At 70.9% G+C, this 23,636-nt stretch carries 21 protein-coding genes, 7 tRNA genes and 1 pseudogene; 14 read left to right on the forward strand and 15 right to left on the reverse strand.

The annotated features are described in order from the left end of the window. Positions 1–181 precede the first annotated feature (181 nt). From CLT71_RS10890 to rapZ, 8 genes are all read right to left on the reverse strand, one after another. Complete coding sequence (locus CLT71_RS10890) at positions 182–544, reverse strand: RNA polymerase-binding protein RbpA (RefSeq protein WP_101367012.1); 363 nt, start codon at positions 542–544, stop codon at positions 182–184. A 97-nt stretch (positions 545–641) separates the two neighbouring features. Then, positions 642–896, reverse strand: coding sequence for a preprotein translocase subunit SecG (gene secG / locus CLT71_RS10895; protein ID WP_101367013.1), 255 nt, complete (start codon positions 894–896; stop codon positions 642–644). A gap of 51 nt (positions 897–947) precedes the next feature. Further along, entirely contained in the window at positions 948–1,712 is a 765-nt protein-coding gene (gene tpiA / locus CLT71_RS10900) for a triose-phosphate isomerase (protein WP_101371336.1), read from the reverse strand. Between the two features lie 32 nt (positions 1,713–1,744). Continuing rightward, positions 1,745–2,944, reverse strand: a complete 1,200-nt coding sequence (locus CLT71_RS10905) for a phosphoglycerate kinase (RefSeq protein ID WP_101367014.1) — start codon at positions 2,942–2,944, stop codon at positions 1,745–1,747. Between the two features lie 99 nt (positions 2,945–3,043). Continuing rightward, entirely contained in the window at positions 3,044–4,048 is a 1,005-nt protein-coding gene (gene gap, locus CLT71_RS10910) for a type I glyceraldehyde-3-phosphate dehydrogenase (RefSeq protein WP_101367015.1), read from the reverse strand. Positions 4,049–4,292: 244 nt separating this feature from the next. Further along, the gene (gene whiA, locus CLT71_RS10915) at positions 4,293–5,273 is read right to left on the reverse strand and encodes a DNA-binding protein WhiA (RefSeq protein WP_101367016.1); all 981 of its coding nucleotides are present in this window, start codon (positions 5,271–5,273) and stop codon (positions 4,293–4,295) included. Between the two features lie 75 nt (positions 5,274–5,348). Continuing rightward, positions 5,349–6,314, reverse strand: coding sequence for a uridine diphosphate-N-acetylglucosamine-binding protein YvcK (locus CLT71_RS10920; protein WP_101367017.1), 966 nt, complete (start codon positions 6,312–6,314; stop codon positions 5,349–5,351). Continuing rightward, positions 6,311–7,159, reverse strand: coding sequence for an RNase adapter RapZ (gene rapZ, locus CLT71_RS10925; RefSeq protein WP_101371337.1), 849 nt, complete (start codon positions 7,157–7,159; stop codon positions 6,311–6,313). Before rapZ ends, CLT71_RS10920 begins: the two co-directional genes overlap by 4 nt. A gap of 343 nt (positions 7,160–7,502) precedes the next feature. On the opposite strand from rapZ, the gene CLT71_RS10930 reads away from it, so the two are divergent. From CLT71_RS10930 to CLT71_RS10940, 3 genes are all read left to right on the forward strand, one after another. Then, positions 7,503–8,105, forward strand: coding sequence for a helix-turn-helix domain-containing protein (locus CLT71_RS10930; RefSeq protein ID WP_101367018.1), 603 nt, complete (start codon positions 7,503–7,505; stop codon positions 8,103–8,105). Further along, positions 8,102–9,397 carry an MFS transporter gene (locus tag CLT71_RS10935; protein ID WP_101367019.1) on the forward strand — a complete coding sequence of 432 codons (1,296 nt, stop codon included), beginning with the start codon at positions 8,102–8,104 and terminating at the stop codon, positions 9,395–9,397. The genes CLT71_RS10930 and CLT71_RS10935 overlap by 4 nt, the downstream gene beginning before the upstream one ends. A gap of 63 nt (positions 9,398–9,460) precedes the next feature. After that, entirely contained in the window at positions 9,461–10,099 is a 639-nt protein-coding gene (locus CLT71_RS10940) for a DUF4760 domain-containing protein (protein ID WP_101367020.1), read from the forward strand. An 8-nt stretch (positions 10,100–10,107) separates the two neighbouring features. Here CLT71_RS10940 and CLT71_RS10945 read toward each other — a convergent pair whose 3' ends face one another. From CLT71_RS10945 to rsgA, 5 genes and pseudogenes are all read right to left on the reverse strand, one after another. Next, positions 10,108–10,818, reverse strand: a complete 711-nt coding sequence (locus tag CLT71_RS10945) for a hypothetical protein (protein WP_486483041.1) — start codon at positions 10,816–10,818, stop codon at positions 10,108–10,110. Between the two features lie 386 nt (positions 10,819–11,204). Next, on the reverse strand, positions 11,205–13,142 hold the full coding sequence (gene uvrC / locus CLT71_RS10950) for an excinuclease ABC subunit UvrC (protein ID WP_101367021.1): 1,938 nt from the start codon (positions 13,140–13,142) through the stop codon (positions 11,205–11,207). A 77-nt stretch (positions 13,143–13,219) separates the two neighbouring features. Next, complete coding sequence (locus CLT71_RS10955) at positions 13,220–13,708, reverse strand: Rieske (2Fe-2S) protein (RefSeq protein WP_101367022.1); 489 nt, start codon at positions 13,706–13,708, stop codon at positions 13,220–13,222. A 235-nt stretch (positions 13,709–13,943) separates the two neighbouring features. Further along, positions 13,944–16,871 (reverse strand): annotated as a pseudogene (gene uvrA / locus CLT71_RS10960) (excinuclease ABC subunit UvrA); the annotation flags it as partial. 142 nt (positions 16,872–17,013) lie between these two features. Continuing rightward, positions 17,014–18,084 (reverse strand): ribosome small subunit-dependent GTPase A, encoded by a 1,071-nt coding sequence (gene rsgA, locus CLT71_RS10965; RefSeq protein ID WP_101367024.1) that lies wholly within the window; start codon positions 18,082–18,084, stop codon positions 17,014–17,016. A gap of 247 nt (positions 18,085–18,331) precedes the next feature. Between rsgA and CLT71_RS10970 the strand changes: the two genes are divergently transcribed. Both CLT71_RS10970 and CLT71_RS10975 read left to right on the forward strand, forming a co-directional pair. Further along, a complete protein-coding gene (locus CLT71_RS10970) occupies positions 18,332–19,087 on the forward strand; it encodes a maleylpyruvate isomerase family mycothiol-dependent enzyme (RefSeq protein WP_101367025.1) in 756 nt (251 codons plus the stop codon). Positions 19,088–19,118: 31 nt separating this feature from the next. Further along, on the forward strand, positions 19,119–19,769 hold the full coding sequence (locus tag CLT71_RS10975; RefSeq protein WP_101367026.1) for an MBL fold metallo-hydrolase: 651 nt from the start codon (positions 19,119–19,121) through the stop codon (positions 19,767–19,769). A gap of 38 nt (positions 19,770–19,807) precedes the next feature. Here CLT71_RS10975 and CLT71_RS10980 read toward each other — a convergent pair whose 3' ends face one another. Both CLT71_RS10980 and CLT71_RS10985 read right to left on the reverse strand, forming a co-directional pair. After that, positions 19,808–20,404, reverse strand: a complete 597-nt coding sequence (locus tag CLT71_RS10980) for a DUF3618 domain-containing protein (protein ID WP_101367027.1) — start codon at positions 20,402–20,404, stop codon at positions 19,808–19,810. Then, positions 20,401–20,832: a phage holin family protein gene (locus CLT71_RS10985; protein WP_101367028.1), complete on the reverse strand. Its 432-nt coding sequence runs from the start codon at positions 20,830–20,832 to the stop codon at positions 20,401–20,403. Before CLT71_RS10985 ends, CLT71_RS10980 begins: the two co-directional genes overlap by 4 nt. Positions 20,833–21,000: 168 nt before the next feature. On the opposite strand from CLT71_RS10985, the gene CLT71_RS10990 reads away from it, so the two are divergent. From CLT71_RS10990 to CLT71_RS11030, 9 genes are all read left to right on the forward strand, one after another. Then, complete coding sequence (locus CLT71_RS10990; protein ID WP_101367029.1) at positions 21,001–21,804, forward strand: alpha/beta fold hydrolase; 804 nt, start codon at positions 21,001–21,003, stop codon at positions 21,802–21,804. 403 nt (positions 21,805–22,207) lie between these two features. Beyond that, a tRNA-Trp gene (locus CLT71_RS10995) sits at positions 22,208–22,280 on the forward strand. A gap of 222 nt (positions 22,281–22,502) precedes the next feature. Further along, positions 22,503–22,575: transfer RNA gene (locus CLT71_RS11000), tRNA-Glu, on the forward strand. 45 nt (positions 22,576–22,620) lie between these two features. Continuing rightward, positions 22,621–22,694: transfer RNA gene (locus tag CLT71_RS11005), tRNA-Leu, on the forward strand. Positions 22,695–22,703: 9 nt separating this feature from the next. Next, positions 22,704–22,777, forward strand: a tRNA-Gly gene (locus tag CLT71_RS11010). A 53-nt stretch (positions 22,778–22,830) separates the two neighbouring features. After that, a complete protein-coding gene (locus CLT71_RS11015; RefSeq protein WP_101367030.1) occupies positions 22,831–23,271 on the forward strand; it encodes an HNH endonuclease in 441 nt (146 codons plus the stop codon). Between the two features lie 36 nt (positions 23,272–23,307). After that, positions 23,308–23,378: transfer RNA gene (locus CLT71_RS11020), tRNA-Gln, on the forward strand. 6 nt (positions 23,379–23,384) lie between these two features. Next, positions 23,385–23,460 (forward strand) — tRNA-Leu (locus tag CLT71_RS11025). A gap of 94 nt (positions 23,461–23,554) precedes the next feature. Further along, positions 23,555–23,627 (forward strand) — tRNA-Leu (locus CLT71_RS11030). Positions 23,628–23,636 lie beyond the last annotated feature (9 nt).

A 23,636-nucleotide genomic window follows, 5' to 3' on the forward strand; every position in this document is an offset into this window, starting at 1 on the left:
CTCCGTTGAAGCCTTGCCGCCCGGGTTTCTGCCGGCGGGTCTGGCCGTCGCCCGCGTCACCGCCGTCCGCCGACCCTGCGGGTCGCTCGTTGGTGTCAGGGCTCTGACCCCGGCGGGTCGTCGGCCAGGGTCAGGGGGTCTGTCCCGGCTGAACCGGACCGAGGAGCCGGGCCGGTTGACGTCACCGGGCCGAGTCGGGCCGGCTCTCACCCCGGCGGGCCCGCAACGCGGCGAGCGCTTCGGCGAGGATCGCCTCGGCGTCCGCCTCGCTGCGCCGCTCCTTCACGTACGCCAGGTGCGACTTGTACGGCTCCGTCCGCTGCCGTCCCGGCGGGTTGTGCATGTCCTGCCCGGCCGGCTGCCCGCAGTGCGGACAGTCCCAGACCTCCGGGATCTGGGCCTCGGCGGCCAACAGGATCTCCAGCATGTGCCCGTTGCCGCACCAGTAGGTGACCGGGCGGCGGGGGGCGGGTTCGCATCGTTCGGTCGGCCGGGCTGGGCCGGCACCGACTCGGCTGCCACGGATAGCGCTGCCAGTGGGCACGCTGCTCGCTCCGTTCGTCAGAGGGGGTCCCCAGGGGTATGACAAACTGCGCGCGGCCCACGTTAGCGGACCGCGCGCGGTTTGTACGCCCTGGTTGTCAGGTCGTCTCGGCCAGACGCAGCCAGAGACCCAGACCGACGATGCAAGCGAACCAGACAAGACCCACCAGAACGGTGTATCGGTCGAGGTTCTTCTCGGCCACCGAGGAGCCGGCCAGGCTGGAGCTGACCCCTCCGCCGAACATGCTCGACATCCCGCCGCCCTTGCCCCGGTGCAGCAGGATCAGCAAGGTGAGCAGCACGCTCGTGATCACCAGCAACACGATCAACGTGTATGCGAACCAGATCGGCATGGTAGGGGTCAGTCCTCTCAGCTACGCGGGGCTCGTCAAGGATAGCGACCGTCAGCGCGCGATGTGCTCCGGGAACCGGCAGATCTGCGCGAACTCCTCGGCATCCAGACTCGCCCCGCCGACCAGTGCGCCGTCCACGTCCGGCTGCGCCATGATCGCGGCGATGTTCGCCGCCTTCACCGACCCGCCGTAGAGCACCCGGACCTGGTCGGCCGTCTCCTGACCGTGCACCTCCGCGATCCGCTGCCGGATCGCGCCGCAGACCTCCTGGGCGTTCTCCGGCGTCGCGGTCTTGCCGGTGCCGATCGCCCAGACCGGCTCGTACGCGACGACCACCTTCGTCACCTGCTCGGCGGTCAACCCGGCCAACGAGCCGTCGAGCTGGTCGCGCACGTACGCCACATGCCCGTCCTGCTCGCGGATGTCCAGGCCCTCGCCGACGCAGACGATCGGGGTCAACTCGTTGGCCAGCGCCGCCTTCGTCTTGGCGTTGACCAGCGCGTCGTCCTCGTGGTGGTACGTCCGCCGCTCGGAGTGCCCGACGACCACGTACGTGCAGCCGAGCGCGGTCAGCAGCGCACCCGAGATCTCCCCGGTGTACGCCCCGCCCTTGTGCGGCGAGATGTCCTGCGCGCCGTACCCGATCAGCAGCTTGTCGCCGTCGACCAGGGTCTGCACGGTCCGCAGGTCGGTGTACGGCGGCAGCACCACCGTCTCCACGTCGGTCAACTGCTTCTCGTTGAGGCTCGCGGCGAGCTTCTGGATCAGCAGGTTGGCTTCCCGGTGGTTGAGGTTCATCTTCCAGTTGCCGGCCATCAGCGGGCGGCGGGCGGGTGCGGGGGTGGCCACTACTGCTCCAGAGCGACGATGCCGGGGAGAGCCTTGCCCTCCAGGTATTCCAGCGAGGCTCCCCCGCCGGTCGAGATGTGCCCGAACGACGACTCGTCCAGACCGAGCGCGCGTACGGCCGCGGCGGAGTCACCGCCACCGACCACGGTGAAGCCCTTCACGGAGGTGATCGCCTCGGCGACGCCACGGGTACCGGCGGCGAACGGAGCCAGCTCGAAGACGCCCATCGGGCCGTTCCAGAAGACCATCCGGGCGGTACCGGCGATGTCGGCGAACTCGGCGACCGTACGGGGGCCGATGTCCAGGCCGAGCCGGTCGGCCGGGATCGCGTCCACAGGTACGGTGTCGTGCTCGGCGTCGGCGCTGAACTCGGTCGCTGCCACCACGTCGACCGGGAGCACGATCCGGTCGGCGCCCCGCTCCAGCAGGTCCCGGCAGGTGTCGAGCATCTCCTCTTCGAGTAGCGACTTGCCCACCTCGTGCCCCTGCGCGCGCAGGAAGGTGAAGCACATGCCGCCGCCGATCAGCAGCCGGTCGACGGTCGGCAGCAGCGCCTCGATCACGGCGAGCTTGTCGGAGACCTTGGAGCCGCCGAGCACCACCACGTAGGGGCGGTCCGGCTCGTGCCGCAGCCGGGCCAGCACCTCCACCTCGCGGAGCACGAGCTGACCCGCGAAGTGCGGCAGCCGGGCCGGTACGTCGTAGACACTTGCGTGCTTGCGGTGCACGGCCCCGAACGCGTCGTCGACGTACGCCTCGGCGAACGCGGCGAGCTGGTCGGCGAAGGCCGCCCGCTCCGCCTCGTCCTTGCTGGTCTCGCCCGGGTTGAACCGGAGGTTCTCCAGCAGCGCGACCTGGCCGGCACCGAGCGCCTCGACCGCTGCGCGGGCCGACTCGCCGACCGTGTCGGTGGCGAACGCGACCTCGGTGTCGAGCAGCTCGCCGAGCCGGGCCGCCACCGGGGCGAGGCTGTACTTCGGGTCGGGCGCGCCCTTGGGGCGGCCCAGGTGCGAACAGACCACGACGGCGGCACCGGCGTCCCGCAGCGCGGCCAGTGTCGGCAGCACCGCCCGGATCCGACCGTCGTCGGTGATCTGGCCGGTCTGCTTGTCGAGCGGGACGTTCAGGTCGGCGCGCACCAGCACGCGCCGACCCGAGACCCCCTCGGCGAGCAGATCGTCGAGGTTGCGGATGCTCACAGAGCTACCTTTCCGTTCACGACTGCGGGGCTCGCAAGCTCACTCCTCGCGCTCACAGAGCTACCTTTCCGTTCACGACTGCGGAGCTCGCAAGCTCGCTCAGAGATCGGCGCCGACCAGCTTCACGAGGTCGACCAGGCGGTTCGAGTAGCCCCACTCGTTGTCGTACCAGCCGACGACCTTGACCTGGTTGCCGATCACCTTGGTCAGCCCGGAGTCGAAGATGCACGAGGCCGGGTCGGTGACGATGTCGGCGGAGACGATCTCGTCCTCGGTGTAGTGCAGGATGCCCTTGAGCGGACCGTCGGCGGCGGCCTTCATCGCGGCGTTGACCTCCTCGACAGAGGTGTCCCGGCCGGCCTCGATGGTCAGGTCGGTGGCCGAGCCGGTCGGGATCGGCACCCGCAGCGCGAAGCCGTCCAGCTTGCCCTTCAGATCGGGCAGCACCAGGCCGATCGCCTTGGCGGCACCGGTCGAGGTCGGCACGATGTTCAGCGCGGCGGCCCGGGCCCGGCGGAGGTCCTTGTGCGGGCCGTCCTGGAGGTTCTGGTCCTGGGTGTACGCGTGGATGGTGGTCATCAGCCCCTTCTCGATGCCCACCGTGTCCTGGAGCACCTTCGCCATCGGCGCGAGGCAGTTGGTGGTGCACGAGGCGTTGGAGATGATGTTGTGCTTCGCCGGGTCGTAGTTCTGGTGGTTGACCCCCATCACGACCGTGACGTCCTCGTTCTTGGCCGGCGCCGAGATGATCACCTTCTTGGCGCCGCCGTCGAGGTGCGCCTTCGCCTTGGTGGCGTCGGTGAAGAAGCCGGTCGACTCGATCACCACGTCGACGCCGAGGTCGCCCCAGGGCAGCTTGCTCGGGTCCTTCTCGGCGAAGACCTTCATGCTGTGCCCGCCGACGCTGATCTCGTCGGCGCTCGCCTTGACCTCCTGCGGCAGCCGGCCGAGGATGCTGTCGTACTTGACCAGGTGCGCCAGCGTGGCGTTGTCACCCAGGTCGTTGGCGCCGACCAGCTCGACGTCGGCGCCCGACGCGAGCACCGCGCGGAAGAAGTTGCGGCCGATCCGGCCGAATCCGTTGATGCCAACCCGGATGGTCACTGGGTCCATCTCCTCGTGTTTCGGTTCGCCGTCGGTGAGAGCGCACAGCGGCGAAGGTGGGTGCGCCGACCGTTGGAGCCGGCCGCTGGATGTCACCCCGGCCGTCTCACCGCGACCTCTGGGCGGTCAGCACGGCGGAGAAGGCCGGTACCGGCCCCGTCGCCGTACGCTGCGACCCTATCCGAGCGCGCCGCCCCGCGTTGCGTCGGGGCACAATCCGGCCGATCGACTCCCCCGGGGGAGGTCAGACCGCCAGCATGTCCGGGGTGACCGCCGCCTCGGTGTCGGGGATCCCCAGGTCACGGGCCCGCTTGTCGGCCAGCGCGAGCAGCCGGCGGATCCGCCCGGCGATGGCGTCCTTGGTCAGCGGTGGATCGGCCAGGGCACCCAACTCCTCAAGGGACGCCTGCCGGTGCTCCAGCCGCAGCCGGCCGGCCGAGGTGAGGTGGTTCGGGGCGTCCTCGGCGAGGATCTCCAGCGCCCGGGTCACCCGGGCGGCGGCGGCGACGGCGGCCCGGGCCGAGCGGCGCAGGTTGGCGTCGTCGAAGTTGGCCAGCCGGTTGGCGGTGGCCCGCACCTCGCGGCGTACCCGGCGCTCCTCCCAGGAGAGCACGCTGGAGTGGGCGCCGATCCGGGTCAGCAGTGCGGCGATGGCGTCGCCGTCCTTGACCACCACCCGGTCGACCCCGCGCACCTCCCGGTATTTCGCGGTGATGCCGATCCGGCGGGCCGCACCGACCAGGGCCAGCGCGGTCTCCGGACCGGGGCAGGTGATCTCCAGCGCGCAGGAGCGGCCGGGCTCGGTCAGCGAGCCGTGCGCCATGAACGAGCCCCGCCAGGCCGAGACCGCGCAGCAGACGTTCGCCGCCACCACGTGCGGGGGCAGCCCGCGTACCGGCCGGCCGCGCACGTCGAGCAGCCCGGTCTGCCGGGCCAGCGCCTCGCCGTCCTTGACCACCCGGACGATGTAGTGGCTGCCCTTGCGCAGCCCACCCGAGGCGAGTACGTGAATCTCACTCGGGTAGCCGTACACCTCGGCGATCTCCCGGCGCAGTCGGCGGGCCACCGCGCCGGTGTCGAGTTCCGCCTCGACCACCACCCGTCCGGAGACGATGTGCAGTCCGCCCGCGAAGCGCAGCAGGGCAGCCATCTCCGCCCGCCGGCAGCAGGGCTTGGGTACGTCCACCCGACTCAGCTCGTCCTTGACCGCAGCCGTCATCGCCATCTTGTCGTCACCTCGTGGGCCGGTCCCGGCGGGTGCCGGTGATTCGTAGGTGCTTCGTTGTTGATTCGTAGGTGCTTAACGATTGGCGCCCAGGAGAGGCACCAGCGCGGCGCCCAACGCTGCCGGATCGTGCTGGGGGCCACCGTCCGGTACGGCCACCGGGGCGAGGACGAGCCGCGCACCCAGGGATTCTGCCGCACGATGCACCGGTTCGGGGTCACCGACCGCCTTTCCGTCCGCCAGCACCACGTCGACGGTGAGCCCGGGCAGGTACCAGCCGAGCGCGGCCAGGTGGTCGGCGAGGGAGAGGCCGAGCGTCTCCGCCTCGTTGGCGAGGTTGAGCGTGACCAGTCGGCGGGCCGGGCTGGCCACCATCGCCGCGGCCAACTCGGGCACCAGCAGGTGCGGGATGACGCTGGTGTACCAGCTCCCCGGGCCGAAGATCAGCCAGTCGGCCTGGCGGACCGCCGCCACCGCCTGCGGGCAGGCGCTCGGCCCCTCCGGGGTGAGCCGGACGGACTCCACCCGACCGTCGGTGACCGCCACCGCGTGCTGGCCGCTCACCGTCTGCACCGCGCTGGGCCGGCGCGGGTCGGCGCCCCGGACCCGGGCCTCGATGCCGACCGGCTGGCAGGCCATCGGCAGCACCCGGCCGACCGCGCCGAGCATCGTCGCGGCGTGGTCGAGCGCGGCCACCGGATCGCCGAGCAGCTCCATCAGCCCGCAGAGCACCAGGTTGCCGACCGCGTGGCCGGCCAGCGGGTCGGGGCGCGGGCCGGAGCCGGCGAACCGGTGCTGGAACAGCTCGGCACTGCGCCGGGTGACGGGCTCGTCGGCGGCGAGCGCGGCGAGCGCCTGCCGCAGGTCGCCGGGGGGCAGCGCACCGCGCTCCAGCCGCAGCCGCCCGCTGGAGCCGCCGTCGTCGCCGACGGTCACCACGGCGGTGATCTCGAGGTCCAGCTCCGGGGTGCAGCGGCGCAGCGCCCGCAGCGACGCCGCCAGGCCGTGCCCGCCGCCGAAGGCGACGATCCGCTGCCTCACTCGCGCCCCAGGTCCCGGTGGTGCGCGGTGGCGGCCAACCGGGCCTGGCGCAGCCGGGCGGCCAGCTCCTCGGCGATCGCCACGCTGCGGTGCTTGCCGCCGGTGCAGCCGACCGCCACGGTCAGGTAGCGCTTCCCCTCCCGCTCGAAGCCGGGCGCGGTCGCGTTGATCAACCGGGCGTACGTCTCGACGAAGGTCACCGCGCCGCGCTGGCCGAGCACGTACCGGCTGACGTCCTCCTCGCGGCCGGTGTGCTCGCGCAGCTCCGGCACCCAGTACGGGTTGGGCAGGAAGCGCGCGTCCAACACGAAGTCGGCGTCCGGCGGGAGGCCGTACTTGAAGCCGAAGGAGAGCACAGTCACCCGCAGCCGCCGGGCGTCCTCACCGGCGAACAGCTCCTCGACCCGGCGGCGGAGCTGGTTCACGTTCAGGTGCGAGGTGTCGATGATCACGTCGGCCTGGTCGCGGGCCTCCTCCAGCAGACCGCGCTCGATCGCGATGCCGTCGGCGAGCCGACCGTCGCCCTGCAACGGGTGCGATCGTCGGACGCTCTCGAAGCGCCGGATCAGCACCTCGTCGTCGGCGTCGACGAAGACCACCCGGGGCTGGAAGCCGCGCTCCTTGAGGGCCCGGATCGCCCCGGCCAGGTCGGTGGAGAACGCCCGGCTGCGCACGTCGAGCACCATCGCGGTCTTCCGGGCCGCCCCGCCGGCCCGGAACGCCAGCTCGGCCATGTCGAGCATGAGCGCCTGCGGCAGGTTGTCCACCACGTAGAAGCCGACGTTCTCCAGGGCCCGGGCGACGGTGCTGCGCCCGCCGCCGGAGACGCCGGTGACCACCACCAGGGTGGTGTCCGAACGGGTCGGTTCCGCCGGTCCCGTCTCGGACCGGGTCCGTGCCGGCTGCGCCGCGTCCGATGCCGGTTCCGTCTCGTACCCCCTGCTCTGGTCGCCCGTGCCCGTCGGCGACCCGTCGGCCGCCAACCGAGTCTCGCTCACGTTCCACCCCCCAGCCGTACCCGCCTGCCGGATCGACGGTACGCGCCCCGAGGCGTGTTCCCGACGGTCGACCATCCGGCGAGGTTGGAGACGTAATCTACCCGGCCGTCGCAATCTCCCCGGGCGGTGGGCCGGCGGGATCGCTGCCGTCGCGTTGCTAAAGGAATCTTTCTAGAGTTATCTTTAGGATATGCCGATCCCCGAGATCCGCCTCACCGACCCCCGGGCCCTGCGGGGGTACGCGCACCCGCTCCGGATGGCCCTGCTGGGACTGCTCCGCCGGGAGGGGCCACTCACCGCGACCCAGGCCGCCGAGCGACTCGACGAGAGCGTGCCGAGCTGCTCCTACCACCTGCGCCAGCTCGCCAGGTACGGCCTCGCCGAGCGGGCCGAGGGCGCCGACTCCCGGGAACGCCCCTGGCAGGCGACAGCACTCAGCACCTCCTGGGACGACCTCTCCGACGATCCGGAGACCCGGGCCGCCGCCAACCACCTCAACGCGGTGATCCTGGACCACTACGTCGCGCGGGCCCGCGAGCACCTGGCGCGGCGGGCGTACGAGCCGGCACACTGGCGGGCCGTACTCGGCTTCGGCGACTCGCTCGTGCACGTCACCTCCGCCGAACTCGCCGAGCTGAGCCGGCGGATCGAAGCCCTGATCGCCGAGTACGACGAACGCATCACCGACCCGTCGACCCGACCCGAGGGCTCCCGGCCGATCGACCTCATCCAACTGATGGTGCCGATGGAGTTGCCGTCGGCGCCGGCCGCGGACGAGGAGCCGGGACGGTGACCGGCACGCTGGCCCCGGCGCCCCTCGAACGCCGCCGGCGCTGGGTGCCGGAACTGCTCCGCCAGACGCAGTTCCGGCGGTACTGGTCGGCCCAGACCGTGTCGCTCTTCGGCGACGAGATCTCGGTGCTCGTCCTGCCCCTGCTCGCGGTACTCAGCACCGGTGCCGGTCCGGCCGAGATGGGCTACCTCACCGCCGCCGCGCTGACCCCGAACCTGCTCTTCTCGCTGGTCCTCGGCGCCTGGATCGACAGGTACCCGCACAAGCGCCGGGTGATGGTCGTCGCCGACCTGGGCCGAGCGGTACTGCTCGCCACCGTGCCGGTGGCGTACCTGTTCGGAGTCCTCTCGCTCGGCCAGCTCTACGTGGTGGCCTTCCTCACCGGCACCCTGGCCGTGCTCTTCGAGGTCGCCCACAGCACCCTCTTCGTCTCCCTGGTACCCCGGAAGGACTATGTCGACGCGAACGCGCTGACCTACGGCAGCCGGGCGATGTCCTTCGTCGCCGGACCGAGCGTGGGCGGCCTACTGGTGCAGACCCTCACCGCGCCTTTCGCACTGCTCGCCGACGCGGTGTCGTATCTGGTCTCCGCGCTCTTCCTGGCCCGGATCAGGCTGACCCGGCCGACGAAGCCGGCGTCGGCCGACGGCGCCGGTCTCGGCATCGGCCGAGGGCTCCGGTTCGTGGTCCGCTCCCCGATCCTCCGCCCGCTGCTGCTCGGCACCACCACGCTGAACCTCTTCAACTACATGTTCACCGCGCTGTACGTGCTCTACGTCAGCACCCAACTGGGCCTCTCCCCCGGCCTGCTCGGGTTGGTGATCGGTATCGGCGCGATCGGCGCGCTGCTCGGCGCCGCGGTGACCGGTCGGCTCGTCCGCCGGCTCGGCATCGGCCGGACCGTGGTCATCAGCTTCGTGCTCTTCCCGGCGCCTCTGGTGCTGGTGCCGCTGGCCGGCGGGTCGACGCCGGTGGTGATCGGCGTGCTCTTCGCCTCGGAGTTCATCTCCGGGCTCGGCCTGATGATGCTCGACATCAGCGTCGGCTCGCTCCAGACCGCGGTCATCCCGGAGCGGTTGCTGGCCAGGGTCGCGGGTGCGAAGCGGACCGTCAACTACGGCATCCGGCCGATCGGCGCGCTGCTGGGCGGCACCCTGGGGGCCAACCTCGGGGTACGCCCGACGCTCTGGATCGCCACCGTCGGGGCGATCGCCGGGCTGCTCTGGGTGCTGCCGACCGCGATACCGAAACTGCGCGAGCTGCCGGAGCCGGAACACGCTGTCGCGGGATGACAGCGGTCGATAACCTTCGCTGGAGGCGACTGCACGCAGCAGCCGCGTGATGGGGGACGGGGAATGAGCGACATCGGCGAGCGGCTGACCCGCCTACTGCGCCGGGTACAGCTGCGGTGGCGGCTGGCCCGCCGGCCGCTCCGGCTGGTGGTGCAGGCCGTCGGGCTCGCCGCCCTGGTGATGACCGGCTTCACCTTCCTGCGTACCAGTGGCGAGATCAACGAAACGGCGGCGTCGATCCTGGTCGCCGTGGTCTTCGGTGTGATGACGGTGTTGCAACAGCGGCAGTCGCAGCGCCGGCAGTACACCGTCAGCCTGATCACCGCCTTCCAGAGCGCGGAAACGCTCTGCGAGGCAGACGTCTGGATGGCCCGCCGGATCAGCAAGCACCAGCCGGTCGGCGCCGACCTGACCGACGACGACGAACAACAGGTTCTGCCGCTGCTCGACTACTACGAGTTCCTCGCGGTACTCGCCGTACGCGGCCTGGTGGACGTACCGCTGCTGCTCAACCTGCGTGGCGGCACCATGACCAGGTGCTTCGAGCTCTGCCGTGGCTACATAACGGACCGACGGTCCCTGGCCGGCGCGGAGATCTACCAGTCGCTGGAACTGCTGGCGACCGAGTACCGGCGCCGACTGACGCCGCTGGCCGAGTCCCCAGTACTGGAGACCCGGCGAGCGGGTAGTGCTATCGGCTGACTGTTCGCTCAGCTGTTGTTCCAGGCGTTGGCTACCAGGTCAGCGGCCTGGTCCTCCCACTGCGCGTACGCGTCCGGGTACGCCGACACCTGCACCTTCTGCGCCGCCACCGTCAGCGGCAGGTCCTGCCAACCATCAACCTGCCTCAGACCCTTCAGGAACGCCGTGGTCGAGTACTCCGGATCGGTGATCTGCTCCACCGAACCCCAACCCGAGCTGGGTCGCTGCTGGAACAGGCCCTGCGAGTCATGGTCGTTACGCGCACCCAGATGACCCAGGTTCTCCAACTTCGACTCCTGCAGGCTGGTACCCACCGCGATCACCGCGGCACGCTCATCCATACCCGCCTTCTTCGTCGCCTTCACAATCGCCCGCACATTGTCCGACTGCTCACCCGACAACGGAATCCGCGACTGCTCACCCTGCACACCACGCGGCACAAGCCTGTCCCGCGACGGCTTACCACCCTTACGATCCTTACCCTTGTCACCCTTACCCTTGTCACCCTTGTCGTTCTTGCCCTTGTCGGGCTTGTCGGCCTGCATCACCGACTGCGACACCGGCGAACCGGCATGCTCCGGAGCAGCCTGCGCGGCCACGGCGGGACCGGCGACAGCGCCACCGACGAACGCCAGACCAGCAACACCCAGAGCAGTCCTACGAACCAGAGAAGTCTGCGCGACGGCCGGAAGCCATCGGCTGAACAGAGTCGTGTTCACGATGGTCCACCTTCCAATCGGGGATGAACACCCCACAGGGGGACACGGGGTGCCATTGGAGAAAAGAACGCTCGCCCGGCTCACACGCACCGGGGGGTGCTGGTACTCAGGCGAACACCATATGTAACGACCGCAGGCCCCGGATCATTCCCGGCGGCCCGGCCACCAGCCCAGCTCACAGGCGGTGCTACTCAGCCGTACGCGAGATGTAACGACCGGCCGGCGGCCGGCATTCCCAGCCTCGAGCCCCGGGCGGGGAAGGCATGTCCCCCATGAGCGTGGTGCCACCAAGTCACCAAGGTGACATGGTGGCACCACACCCAAACGGGATATGTGCCGTCCAGAGCCCGCCGTCCGGATCGGGCAGCCGTCAGCCATTCAGCCGTTCAGTGGGTCTCCGGGACCTGCGCCGGGTTGAGCGCCGCGACGATCGCCTCGGCGGTACGTCGACCAACGCCCGGCACCTCGGCGATCTCGTCGACGGTGGCCGCCGACAGCCGTTTGACCGAACCGAAGTGCCGCAGCAGTGCCTTGCGGCGTACCTCGCCGAGGCCGGGGACCTGATCGAGGCCGGAGACGGTCATCCGCTTGGAGCGCCGCTGCCGGTGGAACGTGATGGCGAACCGGTGCGCCTCGTCCCGGACGCGTTGCAGCAGATAGAGCCCCTCCGAGGTGCGCGGCAGGATCACCGGGAACTCGTCACCGGGCAGCCAGACCTCCTCCAGCCGCTTGGCCAGGCCGCAGAGGGCGATGTCGTCGATGCCGAGTTCGGCGAAGACCTCCGCCGCCGCGGCGACCTGGGGCTGCCCGCCGTCCACCACCACCAACTGCGGCGGGTACGCGAACTTGCGCGGCCGTCCGGTCGTCGGATCGATCCCCGGCCGGTCCGGGTCGGAGGCCATCTCGTCGCCGATCTCCCCCGTCTCGCCCCGGGCCTGGAGATAGCGGGCGAACCGACGGCGCAGCACCTCGGAGAGCGCCGACAGGTCGTCGGTGGCTCCGCGCACCACGAACCGCCGGTATTCGCTCTTGCGCGGCAGGCCGTCCTCGAAGACCACCATGCTGGCCACCACGTCGGTGCCCTGGATCTGCGACACGTCGTAGCACTCGATGCGCAACGGCGCGGTACGCATCCCGAGCGCCTCGGTGATCTCGTCCAGCGCCTCGCTGCGGGTGGTCAGGTCACCGGCCCGGCGTAGCTTGTGCCGGGTCAACGCCTCGGCCGCGTTGCGGGCCACCGTCTCCAGCAGCGCCTTCTTGTCGCCGCGCTGCGGCACCCGCAGGGCGACCCTTCCACCCCGGCGCGCCGACAGCCACTCGGCAAGCGCGTCGACGTCGGCCGGCAGCGCGGGCACCAGCAACTCGCGGGGTACGTCCCCCTCCCCCTCGGCTCCGCCGTAAACCTGGGAGCAGAAGTGGTGCACCAGATCGCCGGTGGTCAGGTCCTCGACCTTCTCGACCACCCAGCCGCGCTGGCCGCGTACCCGGCCGTCCCGGACGTGGAAGACCTGGACCGCCGCCTCCAGCGGATCCTCCGCGAACGCCACCACGTCGGCGTCGGTGCCGTCGCCGAAGACCACCGTCTGCTTCTCCATCGCCCGGCGCAGCGCCACGATGTCGTCCCGCAGCCGGGCGGCCCGCTCGAACTCCAGCGCCTCGCTCGCCTCGGCCATCTCGCGTTCGAACCGGCGGACCATCTGGTCGGTACGGCCGGCCATGAAGTCGCAGAACTCCTCGACGATCCGGCGGTGCTCCTCGGCGGAGGCCCGCCCGACGCAGGGTGCGGAGCACTTGCCGATGTCACCGAGCAGGCACGGCCGGCCGATCTGGGCCTGCCGCCGGAACACCCCGGCCGAGCAGGTCCGGGCCGGAAAGACCCGGAGCAGCAGGTCCAGCGTCTCGCGGATCGCCCAGGCATGCGAGTACGGCCCGAAGTAGCGCACCCCCTTGCGCTTGGCGCCGCGCATCACCTGGAGCCGTGGGAACTCCTCGTCGAGGGTGACCGCGAGATAGGGGTACGACTTGTCGTCCCGGTAGCGCACGTTGAACCGAGGGTCGTACTGCTTGATCCAGTTGTATTCGAGCTGGAGCGCCTCGACCTCGGTGCCGACGGTGACCCAGTCCACGCTGCCGGCGGTGGTGACCATCTGCTGGGTGCGCTGGTGCAGATTCCACAGGTCGCCGAAGTAGGAGTTGAGGCGGCTGCGCAGGCTCTTCGCCTTGCCGACATAGATCACCCGGCCGCTGGGATCGCGGAATCGGTAAACCCCGGGCAGGTCGGGAATGGTGCCCGGTGCCGGGCGATAGGTAGCGGGGTCGGGCACGCCGACAAGCCTAGACCCAGGCTGGGACACCGCCCGGCGCGGCGACGGAGGGTCGACCGCGCCGGGCGAACCGGCGCTCAGGCCAGGACGATGTTGTCCCCGTCGACCGTGATCTTCTGCTCGGCCAGCGGCTTGGTGGCCGGGCCGCCCTTGGGTGAACCGTCAGTCACGGAGAACTTGCTGAAGTGGCAACTACAGTTGATCGTGCCCCCGTCGACCCCGGTCACCGGGCACTGCTGGTGGGTGCAGATCGAACTGAATGCCTTGAACTCGCCCTCGGTCGGCTGGGTGACCACGACCTGCTGGTCGGCGAAGATCTTGCCGCCGCCGACCGGGATCTCGCTCTTCTTGGCCAGTGCGGCGCCGCCGCCACCCTCGGCCGGAGCGCTCGCCGAACCGCTGGGAGCCGGAGCGCCGCCGGCCGACGGGCTGCTTCCGGTGCCGTCGAGCGCGTCGTCGTCACCGGTGCCGCACGCGGCCAACACCACGGAGACGCCCACCGCACCCGCGCCCGCCAACAGCGCCCGTCGGGTCTGCGTGCCCGGCCCGGTCAGTTCGTCACTCATACCTAGCCTTCCTCTTCGGCGCCGCGCTCCTGGTCGTCCGCGGCCACGCCCGAAGACACGGATATATCCACCAACCGGTTCAACCGGACCGGCGTCAGGACTTTCCGGTCCGCCGGCTCTTCGCCGTACCGGTCTTCGCGGTCGTGGCCTTCGCCGTCGTACCGGCCCGGGCGGTGCCGCCCTTCACCGTACCCTCGGCGGCCCGGCCGTTGCCCGCCTTCGTGGCGCCATTCCCCCTGGTCGCGACGCCGTTGGCCTTTGCCGTGCCGTTGGCCCGGGCCGCCCGGGTGGTGGCCGCGCTCGCTCCCTGGGGCGGGCCGGTCAACCCGAGCACCGGCCGGAGGAACTGGCCGGTGTGGCTCTCCGGCACCTCCGCCAACTCCTCCGGGGTGCCGGTGGCCAGCACCATGCCGCCCCGGTGCCCGCCCTCCGGCCCCATGTCGACCAGCCAGTCGGCGGTCTTGATCACGTCGAGGTTGTGCTCGATGACGATCACCGTGTTGCCCTTGTCGACAAGGCTCTCCAGCACCCCGAGCAGCTTGCGGATGTCCTCGAAGTGCAGGCCGGTGGTCGGCTCGTCGAGCACGTACACCGTGCGGCCGGTGGAGCGCTTCTGCAACTCGGAGGCGAGCTTGACCCGCTGCGCCTCGCCGCCGGAGAGGGTCGGTGCCGGCTGGCCGAGCCGGACGTACCCGAGACCGACGTCGACCAGGGTCTTCAGGTGCCGGTGGATCGCCGGGATCGCCGAGAAGAACTCGGCCGCCTCCTCGATCGGCATCTCCAGGATGTCGGAGACCGTCCGCCCCTTGTAGTGCACCTCCAGGGTCTCCCGGTTGTAGCGGGCACCCTTGCAGACCTCGCACGGCACGTAGACGTCCGGCAGGAAGTTCATCTCGATCTTGATCGTGCCGTCACCGCTGCACGCCTCGCACCGGCCACCCTTGACGTTGAACGAGAACCGGCCCGGCCCGTACCCCCGGACCTTCGCCTCGGTGGTCTCGGCGAAGAGCTTGCGGACGTGGTCCCAGACCCCGGTGTACGTCGCCGGGTTCGACCTCGGGGTACGCCCGATCGGCGACTGGTCGACCCCGACCACCTTGTCGACGTGCTCCAGGCCGGTGATCCGGGTGTGCCGGCCGGGCACCAGCCGGGCCCCGTTGATCTGGTTGGCGAGCACCGCGTAGAGGATGTCGTTTACCAGCGTCGACTTGCCGGAGCCGCTGACCCCGGTGACCGCGATGAACTGCCCGAGCGGGAACGACACGGTGAGGTTGCGCAGGTTGTGCTCCCGTGCCCCCTGCACCACCAGTTCCCGGCCCGGCATCTGCGGCCGGCGCCCCTTCGGGGTCGGGATCGACCTGCGCCCGGAGAGGTACGCCCCGGTCACCGACTCGGTGTTGGTCAGCAGGTCCGGTACCGAACCGCTGTGCACGATCCGGCCGCCGTGCTCACCGGCCCCCGGCCCGATGTCGACGATCCAGTCCGCCGTCCGGATGGTGTCCTCGTCGTGCTCCACCACGATCAGCGTGTTGCCCAGCCCCCTGAGCCGGACCAGCGTCTCGATCAGCCGGTGGTTGTCCCGCTGGTGCAGCCCGATGGACGGCTCGTCCAGCACGTAGAGCACCCCGACCAGGCCGGACCCGATCTGGGTGGCGAGCCGGATCCGCTGCGCCTCGCCGCCGGAGAGCGTGCCGGCCGGGCGGTCCAGCGACAGGTAGTCGAGGCCGACGTCGACCAGGAAGCGCAGCCGGGCGTTGATCTCCTTGAGCACCCGCTCGGCGATCATCTTCTGCCGGTCGGTCAGGGTCATCCCGCCGAGCAGCTCGGCGCACTCGCCGACCGAGAGCGCGCAGACCTCGGCGATGTTCCGGCCGCCGAGGGTGACCGCCAGCACCTCGGGCTTGAGCCGGCTGCCCCGGCAGACCGGGCAGGGCACGTCCCGCATGTAGCCCTCGTACTTGTCCCGGGACCACTCCGACTCGGTGTCGTTGTGCCGCCGCTCGATCCACTGCACCACGCCCTCGAAGCCGGTGTAGTAGGAGCGCTCGCGGCCGTACTTGTTGCGGTAGCGGACGTGCACCTGGTCGCCGGAGCCGTGCAGGATGGTCTTCTGCGCCCGGGACGGCAGCGCCCGCCACGGGGTGTCGAGGTCGAAGTGCTCCGCCTCGCCGAGGGCCTGCAACAGCCGGAGGAAGTACTCCTGGGTCTGCCCGCCGGCCCACGGCTGCACGGCGCCATCCCGCAGGGTCCGCTCCGGGTCCGGGATGATCAGGTCGGCGTCGACCTCCTTCTTGGTGCCGAGCCCGGTGCACTCGGGGCAGGCGCCGTAGGGGGCGTTGAAGGAGAAGACCCGGGGTTCGAGGTCCTCGATCGCCAGCGGGTGGTCGTTGGGGCAGGCCAGGTGCTCGGAGTAGCGCCGCTCCCGGGCCGGGTCGTCCTCCGGCAGGTCGACGAAGTCGAGCAGCACCAGCCCGCCGGAGAGGCCGAGCGCGGACTCCACCGAGTCGGTCAGCCGCTGCTTGGCGCTCGCCTTGACGGTGAGCCGGTCGACCACCACCTCGATGGTGTGCTTCTCCTGCTTCTTCAGCTTGGGCGGCTCGGTCAGCGGATGGACCACCCCGTCGACCCGGGCCCGGGCGTAACCCTTGGCCTGGAGTTCGGCGAAGAGGTCGACGTACTCGCCCTTACGGCCGCGCACCACCGGGGCGAGCACCATGAACCGGGTGCCCTCCTCCATCGCCAGCACCCGGTCGACGATCTGCTGCGGGCTCTGCTTGGAGATCTTCTGCCCGCAGATCGGGCAGTGCGGCTCGCCGACCCGGGCGAAGAGCAGCCGGAGGTAGTCGTAGACCTCGGTGATGGTGCCGACGGTGGAGCGCGGGTTGCGGGAGGTGGACTTCTGGTCGATCGAGACGGCGGGGCTGAGCCCCTCGATGAAGTCGACGTCCGGCTTGTCCATCTGGCCGAGGAACTGCCGGGCGTACGACGACAGCGACTCCACGTAACGTCGCTGACCCTCGGCGAAGATGGTGTCGAAGGCCAGACTGGATTTGCCGGAACCCGAGAGCCCGGTGAAGACGATCATGGCGTCACGCGGCAGGTCGAGGTTGACGTCGCGCAGGTTGTGTTCACGCGCGCCACGGATGATCAGTCGGTCGGCCACTGTCCGCGCACTCCCGGGGAGAAAAGATATGTTCTGTCCGATTTGGTGGCGCAGAGGAGCGCCTCGGCAACTCTAGCCCCGGCGTATGACAGTTTTCCGCACCGGCAGATTCCCGCAGGTCAACGCCACCGACGCCCGGCGGTCAACGCCCCGGGCCGCCCCGGCTCCGCTGCTCCTTGCGAATCCGCTTCCATTTGTACCGCTCCTCGGCCGCCAACCGCGCGTCCCGACGGCGTGTCTCGTACGCCACCTCGCGCTGGAGCTTCTGCCAGCTCGCCCAGCGCCGAGGGCTCAGCTCACCCGCCTCCAACGCGACCTGGACGGCACAGCCCGGCTCGCCCCGGTGCCCACAGTCGGCGAACCGGCAGGCCGCCACGAGTGCGGCCACGTCGGCGAAGGCCTGGTCCAGTCCGGTCGCCGCGTCGAGCAGGCCGACCGCCCGCACGCCAGGGGTGTCCAGCACCGCTCCCCCGCCCGGAATAGGGATCAGTTGCCGGTGCGTGGTGGTGTGCCGGCCCTTGCCGTCCACCCCGCGTACCCCCTGGGTGGTCATCACCGTCGCGCCGGCCAGCGCGTTCACCAGCGTCGACTTGCCGGCACCGGACGGCCCGAGCAGCGCCAGGGTCCGGCCGGGAACGATCCACGGACGCAGCCGGGCCAGCCCGGTCCCGCGCTGGGCACTCACCGGCAGCACCTCCACCCCCGGCGCCACCTGGCCGAGCTGCTCGGCAACCGCCGCCGGATCGGCCACCAGATCACACTTGGTGAGTACCAGCAGCGGGGTGGCGCCGGACTCCCAGGCCAGGGCGAGCAGCCGCTCGATCCGGGCCACGTCCGGGGACGGGTGCAGCGGCTCGATCACCGCCACCGCGTCGGCGTTCGCCGCCAACACCTGCCCGGACGAGTCCTTGTCGGCGGTACGCCGCACGATCGCGGTACGCCGGGGCAGCACCGCCTCCACTGTCAGTCGCTGGTCCGGCCAGTTCCGGACCAGTACCCAGTCACCGGCACAGGGCAGGTTCACCGCGTCCCGGGCGGCGGCGATGAGTACCCCGCCGCCGAGGCTGGCCCGGACCGGTCCGCCGGTACCGAGCACCGTGCAGATCCCCCGGTCGGCCCGGACCACCCGGCCGGGCCGTAGTTCGTCGCCGCGTTCCGGGTACGGAGCGGCCGAGGACGCGTCCCAGCCGAGGGACGCGAGATCGAAGGTCATGTCAACCCTTGTCGTCAGGAGTGAGATTCAGCAGTCGAATCCAGAAGTGGAAACGGTGGCGCCGCGCACTGCGACCGGCATGCATCCCACCTCCTCACGCCTTACGGGTGCGTCCCCCGCAACGGTAGGTGCTGGGCCGACCACACGGAAAGCCAATTCCGCCGCAGCCGCTCCCGGCCCCGGCTCGCCGCCGCTCCCGGGCCCGGCGTCGCGCCCCGCCGGCCGTCGACCGCTATCGTCGTGAGTCGTGACACTCGACCCGCTCGCGCTGCTGCCCGAGGTGGACCGGGCGACCGACCGGCTGTTGCGGACCGTCGAAGGGCTCGACGACGCGGCGATCGCCGAGCCGTCCCTGCTCCCCGGCTGGAGCCGCGGGCATGTCCTGACCCATCTGGCCCGGAACGCCGACGCCTACGTCAACCTGCTGACCTCGGCGCGTACCGGGGAGGAGATCCCGGCGTACCCGAACCCGGCCGCCCGGAACGCGGACATCGTGGCCGGCGCGGCCCGGCCGGTCGCCGTGCAGCTCGCCGACCTGCGGGCCAGCGTGCAGCGGTTCGTCGAGGCGGCGCGGGCGCTGCCGGCGGAGGGCTGGGTCGCACAGGTCCGCTCCGCCCACGGGCTCCGCCCGGCCGCCACCCTGGCCTGGGGGCGGCTGCGTGAGGTGGAGGTGCACCACGTCGACCTCGCCGCCGGCTACCGGACCGCGGACTGGCCGGAGGCGTTCGGCCAGCGGCTGCTGCACGAGGTGGTGCACGACCTGGCTGAGCGGGACGATCCGCCCGCCCTGGTGCTGCTGCCGGCGGAGACCGGAAAGCCGCTCCCCGTCGCCACCGGCAAGGGCCGGGCGGCGGGCACCCCGGCGCCGGAGAGCGGCCCGGAACCGCGTACCGTCGCCGGCCCGGCACACGTACTCGCCGGCTGGCTGACGGGGCGGAGCGACGGTACCGGCCTCGTCGTCACGCCCGCCGGGCCGCTGCCTGCACCCCCGCCCTGGATCTGATCCACCCACCCGACTCGGAGGCACCCGTCAGATGAGCTACACCGGAGACGTCGTCCCCGACGGCCCGCCCGACGTACGCGAACTGGCCGGGCTCACCGTCAGCAAGCTGTCGGTCGGCCCGATGGACAACAACGCGTACCTGCTGCGCTGCAACTCGACAGGCGAGCAGGTGTTGATCGACGCGGCCAACGAGGCCCCCCGGCTGCTGGAACTGGTCGGTGACGCCGGGCTGGCCAGCGTGGTCACCACGCACCAGCACATGGACCACTGGGTGGCGCTGGAGGAGGTGGTGGCCAGTACCGGCGCCCGGTCGCTTGTGCACGCCGCCGACGCGGACGGGCTGCCGATCCCCTCCGAGCAGCTCGGCGACGGCGACCGGATAAGGGTCGGCGACCGGGAACTCGAGGTGATCCACATCGTCGGGCACACCCCGGGCTCCATCGCGCTGCTCTATCGGGACGACGTCGACGGAACGCACCTGTTCACCGGCGACTCGCTGTTCCCGGGCGGCCCGGGGAGGACGACCAATCCCAACGAGTTCACGCAGATCATGGACGACCTGGAGGCCAAGGTCTTCGACGTGCTGCCGGACGACACCTGGTTCTATCCGGGCCACGGCAAGGACTCGACCCTCGGCGCGGAGCGCCCGTCGATCCCGGAGTGGCGGGCCCGAGGCTGGTAACCGGGCGCCGGGCCGTCGCGTACCCCCGGAGTGGCCGGTCAGCGACGGACGAGCCGGGACCCGGAGACGCGCTTGGCGGACCTGGCCGCCGCCGACCACCACGGAGCCATCGGCTGGGCCAGCCGCGCCACCGGCTGGGCCACTCGCGTCATCGGCTGGGCCATCCGCCGCAGCCGGTCGGCGTTCCAGCCACTCCGGCGCCTGGCCCGGGCGGCCGCGAACCGCTGCCACCCGGTCGCCACGACGGCGATCACCACTGCGGCGCCCAGGGCGAACGGCACCGGGTTGTGCCGGACGGTCCCACCCGCCCGGTTGGCCGAGGCGCCCATCACCTCGGCACCGCGTGCACCCTGCGCACCAGCATCCGCAGCCATCCGACCCACCCTCCGCTGTGTCTGTCCCATTTTGTGGCCGACCGCCGCCGGCAACTGGGCGGCCTTCTCGCGTACCGCCCCGATGGCCTGTGTCGACCGCTCCTGAAGCCGGTTCCTGGCCTGTTCGGCCTTCTCGCGGCCCCGGGCCGGTACGTCCGCCCTGGCCGCCAACGCCTCGACCGTTTCGCCGAGTTCGGCGCGCCGCCTGTCGATCTCCGCGCGAGTCCGGTCCACGTCCCCGGCGCCGTCCCCCGTCGTCATGACCGTCCCCGATCCCTGGCTGCCTTGCGCACCGTTTCGGCATCGGCGCGCAGGCTTCCGACAGTCGACCTCGGCATCGCCGGCGTCGCACGGCGGACCTGTTGACGGCCGGACCAGGCCAGCACGCCCGCCAGGCCCGCCAGGAGGACGCCGACGACGAGTGCGGCAAGTGCCGCCGGAATGACGTAACTCAACCCCAGCACGGCGGCGGCGACGAAGGCGAGACCGGCGTAGAGCGCCAGCGCGCCGCCGCCGCCGAAGAGTCCGGCGCCGAGGCCCGCCCGCTTGCCCTTCTCCGCCATCTCCACTCGGGCCAGTGCGAGTTCCTCGCGGAGCAGTCCTGACACCTGCTCGGCGGCCCGCTGCACCAGCTCTGGGGTGGTGGCGCCGTCGCCGCTCGTACCTGTGCTGGCCGGGGCATCCGCCATGGCTTCCCTCCCGTGCGGCTGTCGGGCCGTCCATCGACTCACCAACGGCCAACCGCTCTCTCATGGTGCCACCGGCGGTCGCCGGACAGGGCCGAAACCGCAACCCCCGCCGTCGCCGGTACGACCCGCCCCTTGGCAGGGTTGGCTAATGGGTGTAGCTTTCAGGCTATGACACACACCCACTACCTTCGTCGCCCGGAGGGGCGCCTCGCGTACGACCTCTGGGACGGCGACGGCCCGCTGGTGATCTGCTCGCCGGGGATGGGGGAGCTGCGCCAGTCGTACCGGCTGCTCGCGCCGAGGCTGGTCGAGGCGGGCTACCGGGTGGCGGTGCTGGACATCCGGGGACACGGTGACAGCGATGCCACCTTCTCCCGGTACGACGACGTCGCCCTCGCCAGCGACCTGCTCGCACTCGTCGACGAACTCGGCGGGTCCGGCTATCTGGTCGGCAACTCGATGGGCGCCGGAGCCGCCGTGATCGCCGCCGCCGACGCCCCGGCGAAGGTGCGCGGACTCGCCCTGCTCGGGCCGTTCGTCCGGCAGCCCGCCGGTGCCGCCGTGCTGAACCTGCTCTTCCGGATCATGCTCGTCCGGCCGTGGGGCCCGGCGGCCTTCCTCGGCTACTACCCGAAGTGGTTGCCCGGCACCAAGCCCGAGGGGTACGAGCAGCACCGCGCCCGGGTGCGGGACAACCTGCGCCGCCCCGGACACTGGCGGGCCTTCGTGCGGACCACCCGCACCTCGCACGAGCCGGCCCGGCGGCGGCTGGCCGAGGTGGCCGCTCCCACGGTCGTGCTGATGGGCGCCGCCGACGTGGACTGGAAGGACCCGTCCGCCGAGGCGCACTGGATCGGCGACCGGCTCGGTGCCGAGGTCGTGATGCTTCCCGGAGTGGGCCACTTCCCGCAGGCACAGGCACCCGAGGCGGTCGCCGCCGCGGTCGACCGGCTGGTCGCGCAGGCGCACTGAGTCCACTAGGTACCGTTGCCGGCACCCCTTCGCACCGGTGCCGGCAACGCCGTTGAGCAGCGATTTCCGCCGGTCGAATCGAGGGTGCGAAAAAGAGTCCGAAAAGATGTTGCTCCGCTCGCCAGCGGCACCTACCTTGGTTACCACAGCGATCAACAAACCGACACCGAACCGACAGGGAGCATCCGATGTTGTGGCAGACCTCCTCACGAGCGTGGCGGCACTCGCCGTACGCCTCGACGGGTCGCGCCATGCTCGGTCGACCCGTTCATCTGAGTGCCGGCGAATGTGCCAAGCTGGGCGGCTGGCGGACATAACGCGACTCCACTCGCGTTCACCGCCGCCCTCCCAAATCCGGGACAGGGCGGCTTTTCTTTTCCGGTTCACCCGGGCCTTCCCACCCAGGGGTGTGGCGCAACTGGCAGCGCAGCGGCCTCCAAATCCGAAGGTTGCAGGTTCGAGTCCTGTCACCCCTGCTTCTCCCCCGACCTCGGCCGGCGGGACCGGTACCACGTTGAAAACTCCACAGTGGATGGCAAAGATAAATGCCCGGCCGGCGCCGTACCAGGCGCGCCGGCCGGGCGGATCCGGGGCGAGGGAGACGGCTGACCCGCCTGTTTTGGGTACAGGAGACACCGAGTTCGACTCTCGGGTCCCGGACGAGTTTGCGTGCACCTCGGGGCGAGCGCGCCCCACCCGGACCGTTGGAGTAGTGGTTATCTCGCCAGACTCTCAATCTGGAGAAGGCCGGTTCGATTCCGGCACGGTCTACGCACGACACCATCCGTCGGGGAATGCTCATGACCCCGACCGCCCGCTCCGGTAGCCCAACGGCAGGAGGCAGCGCGCTCAAACCGCGCACAGTGTGCGTTCGAATCGCACCCGGAGCATCTTCGCACGCGGCTGTAGCGCAGTTCGGCAGCGCGCCACCTTGCCATGGTGGAGGTCCCGGGTTCGAATCCCGGTAGCCGCTCGACACAATTGACGCCTGTCCCGGGGGACATCGACGAGAAAAGGAGGTATCCGGTGGACGTCCTGGTCATCAACGCCGACTTCGGCCCGCTCCACCGGGTCAGTCTCCGGCACGCCGTACGGATGCTGGTCCGGCGCGTCGCGGAGGTGCACGAGGCCGTACCGGACCGGCTGATCGGGGTCTACCCGGTGCCGACGGTGGTCCGGCTCGTCCGGTACGTCGTCACCAGATGGCGGTTCAGCTCGGGGCCGGCCTGGTCCCGAGCGGGGGTACTCGCCCGGGACGGTCGCCGGTGCGGCTACTGCGGCGGTACCGCGAGCACCGTCGACCACATCCTGCCCCGCTCCCGGGGTGGCCGGAACACCTGGACCAACACCGTCGCCTGCTGCGACGGCTGCAATCAGCGCAAGGCAGACCGCACCCCCGCCGAGGCGGGCATGCCACTGCGGTCGGCGGCGACGGTCCCCGGTTGGGCCGCGCTGCCCCGGCGCTGACGGCGGCCGGCGGATTCTCCCCCGCCGGCCGCCCATTCCCGGATCGTCCAACGGCAGGACTCCTGATTCTGGATCAGGCGATCGAGGTTCGAATCCTTGTCCGGGAGCGCGATGCCCTCGTGGCCCAATTGGTAGAGGCGCCAGGTCGAGAGCCTGGTCATCGTGCGCGTTCGAGTCGCGCCGAGGGCACTTCGGGGTGAGTGCTGGTGCACAGTGTTGCCTTGCAAGCTGCGCGTGCGCGGTTCGATCCCGCGTCACTCCACGAAACGTCGCTGCATGAAAGGCCCGGGTAGCCCAACGGAAGAGGCCGCCGGCTCAGAACCGGTGTGTTGCAGGTTCGACTCCTGCTCCGGGTACGTCACGCG

The sequence above is a fragment of the Plantactinospora sp. CNZ320 genome (assembly GCF_002846275.1).